Source organism: Mesorhizobium sp. M0244, assembly GCF_040321795.1.
Taxonomy (GTDB): Bacteria; Pseudomonadota; Alphaproteobacteria; order Rhizobiales; family Rhizobiaceae; genus Mesorhizobium.
The window spans coordinates 1-3,314 of the sequence record NZ_JAMYSE010000181.1 but is presented as its reverse complement, the minus strand read 5'-3'; the positions used below and the strand labels follow the sequence as shown (position 1 = coordinate 3,314).

Here is a 3,314-nt window from a genome sequence, read left to right as displayed (position 1 = left end):
TGCATGAGGCTCTGCGCCGGCCAGCCGGCTTAACCCTCGTACCGTTGCATATCGGATGACGGGCCGCCCTCAGGCCCAGCAATCATAGGGACTAGATCGATTGCCGTTTTTTGTATGCCGACGATTGCAGCAATTGCGCAAAGATTGTCACCTAGATCAAGTAGTTGATCGAGAAGACGCTGCACTTTTGAAACGATATGCTCTTCCAACAGATCGAAATGCACGACATCCGCCGCCGCCATTGCGAAACCATGTGCGTGCAATATTTCACGATCGGTTTTCGGTTTATAGAGATCCCTCATTGGAACACGGATAAGATTGCGGCCTACGCGAACGCAATCACTAAAGCCCCACTGCCCCCTGTAAGAAGGACTGCACCACCAACGGTCATGGCCGTTAACAGGTGTGGTGTCGTAGAAGTTGCTCTGTTCATACCGCTGTAAAAATTTGTCATTTAGAAAGACGACATTACGCTCCACAAGTGCGTCCGCGCGAGCGTGGGTCATGGGATCTGCGACATCAGGCCAGATGATTCCATCTGCGCTTTGCTCGGGACTAAGCTCAGGCGAGACGGCGTTAACGGTTGCCCATACCTGAATTAGAAGTCCGTTCTGATGCTCACGGATATCCAGTTCATACCAACCGCCTTTGGGTTTGATTGCGGTATGACTTTTCCCCTGCATTAAATCTCGGAGTTCAGAAACATCCGGAAGAAGTTTTTGGTAGTAAAATACACGTACTCCATGTGCGCCGCGCATCCAGAGATATTTACGCAGGTATTCGTTGGACATCTTCCAGCTAATATTGCGTGAGGCTCTCCAATAAAACTCGTTCGAAATTTCACCTTCTGCCACACTGAATTCTGGCAGTGAGAGATCGTCATAGACGACTCGCTGACTTTCGTTTCCGACGCAACGAGGTGAAAGCCCCAGCGCCATCCAGACCTTCTCGGCGAGATTATAGGTGTAAAATGAGCCGTTGCCCCATGATGCAACGATGTATTCATGTCCCGAAACAGATGGAGAGAAGATCCTCGAGCTGCCTTTTTTGTCGAAAAAAGGTACAGAAAAGGCAACGACCCCGTGTCCTGCCTCATCCAGTAGTGGCGTCATCTCGTGGTCGTCGTTGGCCACCACAACTGCCATAAGCATGTGAACACACTCACGGTCAGGCCCGTGTATATCGACCTCAAATCGAGAGGTGACTTCCACCACCTGTCGTGAAGTTGGGCTAATAGGTTCGAGCAGAGTTCGAAGCCTGTTTGGCAAAAACGCTTCTGGAATTGGAAATCTGATAGGTATTCAAGTGACTTTTTCAATTCTTGTATCTTCAATGGCGTTGACGGATTTCTGTATGTCTTAAATAGATATTCAGATATCAAATCCCGGTGACAAACCCGTCCAGCACGCGTTTCTGGCCCGCCTTGTCGAAGTCGATGGTCAGCTTGTTGCCTTCGATGGCTGTAATGTTGCCGTTGCCGAATTTCTGGTGGAAGACGCGGTCGCCGACATTGAAGGCCGACGGCGTGTCGGCGACGGATTTGGCGACCAATTCGCCGTCGATGGTGCGGCCCTTGACCGAGGTGCGGCCGGCGCCGTAGCCGGAGTCGGTTTCGCCATAGCCGATGCGCTCGACCTGGTGACCGGAGCGCGTGCCCCAATTGCGGTCGGTCGCCTCGGTGCGGTTCGCTTGAGCGCGCTGCCAGCCCGGCGTCGCATAGGTGCTGGAGAAAGCGCCGGATTTCTCGGCGCCGTTATTGCCGCCGATGTTGTCGAAGCGCGATGCTCCATAGGGGTTCTGCCTGCCCGCCCCTTGGCCGCCACGACCGGAGGCGAACGAGCCGCCATAGGCATTGCCGTAGCCGCCATAGGAGTTGCCGCTCTCGGAAACTTCGACATGGGCTTCCGGCAGTTCGTCGAGGAAGCGCGACGGGATGGTCGACTGCCAGAGGCCGTGGATGCGGCGGTTGGAGACGAACCAGATGTGCAGGTTCTTCTTGGCGCGGGTCAGGCCGACATAGGCGAGGCGGCGTTCCTCCTCCAGCCCGGAGCGGCCACCCTCGTCGAGGGAACGCTGGTGCGGGAACAGGCCTTCCTCCCAGCCGGGCAGGAACACGGTTTCGAATTCGAGGCCCTTGGCCGAATGCAACGTCATGATGTTGACGGCATCGAGCTCGGCGTTCTGCTCGGCGTCCATGACGAGTGCGACATGTTCGAGGAAGGAGCGCAGCGATTCGTACTCCTCCATGGAGCGGATCAACTCCTTGAGGTTTTCCAGCCGGCCCGGCGCTTCGACCGAGCGGTCGTTCTTCCACATGTCGGTGTAGCCGCTCTCCTCCAAAATGGTCTCGGCGAGCTCGGTGTGCGGGGTGGTTTCCAGAGCCTTCTGCCAGCGTTCAAAATTGGCGGCGACCTCGCGAAGTGCGGCGCGCGGCTTCGGCTTCAGCTCGTCGCTCTCGGCGAGTTTTGCCGCCGCCTCCAGCATCGGGATGCGCAGCGCGCGTGCGGTATCATGGATCTGGCGGATGGTGGCCTCGCCAAGCCCGCGCTTCGGCACGTTGACGATGCGCTCGAAGGCGAGGTCGTCGGCGCCTTGCGCGACGACGCGGAAGAAGGCCAAGGCGTCGCGGATCTCGAGCCGCTCATAGAAGCGCGGGCCGCCGATGACGCGGTAGTTGAGGCCGAGCGTGACGAAGCGGTCCTCGAACTCGCGCATCTGGAAGGACGCGCGGACGAGGATCGCCATATCGTTGAGCTTGTGCTTCTGGCGCTGGTAGGCCTCGATGGTTTCGCCGACGGCGCGGGCCTCCTCCTCTGAATCCCAGGCGGCGTGGACATGCACTTTCTCGTCGTCCTCGGCGATCTTTTCGGTGAACAGCGTCTTGCCGAAGCGCCCCTCATTGTGGGCGATGAGATGGGAGGCAGTGCCGAGGATGTGCGCGGTGGAGCGGTAGTTGCGCTCCAGCCGGATGATGGTGGCGCCTGGGAAATCCTTGTCGAAGCGCAGGATGTTGTCGACCTCGGCGCCGCGCCAGCCATAGATCGACTGATCGTCGTCGCCGACGCAGCAGATATTGACGGTGGCCGGGCGCGGGCTTCCCTCCCCCTGGAGGGGTGGGTGGCGGGGCGAAGCCCGGTCGGGTGGGGTCCGTGCGGCAGTGCTCGACCTACTGGCGGCAGAGCTCGACCTACTGGCGGCAGTGCTCGACGCACTGGCGGTGCCTTCTGCGGCACCCCCCTCCGCCCGCTTCGCGGGGGCCCCCCCCCCCCCGGGGGGGGGGGGCGGGCGCGGGGGGGTTTGAAAAATAAGCGCCC

General features: G+C 59.1%; 2 protein-coding genes. Both read right to left on the bottom strand.

Annotation, left to right across the window (positions count from 1 at the left end; translation table 11 throughout):
• Positions 1 to 29 precede the first annotated feature (29 nt).
• A complete protein-coding gene (locus NKJ08_RS38270) occupies positions 30 to 1,151 on the bottom strand; it encodes a hypothetical protein (protein WP_352786331.1) in 1,122 nt (373 codons plus the stop codon).
• Positions 1,152 to 1,377: 226 nt separating this feature from the next.
• Positions 1,378 to 3,314 (bottom strand): ATP-dependent helicase (locus tag NKJ08_RS38265; protein ID WP_352786330.1); only part of this gene is annotated, 1,937 nt, incomplete at its 5' end.

Excerpts from the sequence above, each read along its gene's own strand:
- NKJ08_RS38270 (WP_352786331.1), bottom strand. The coding sequence starts at position 1,151 with ATGCTTATGGCAGTTGTGGTGGCCAACGACGACCACGAGATGACGCCA.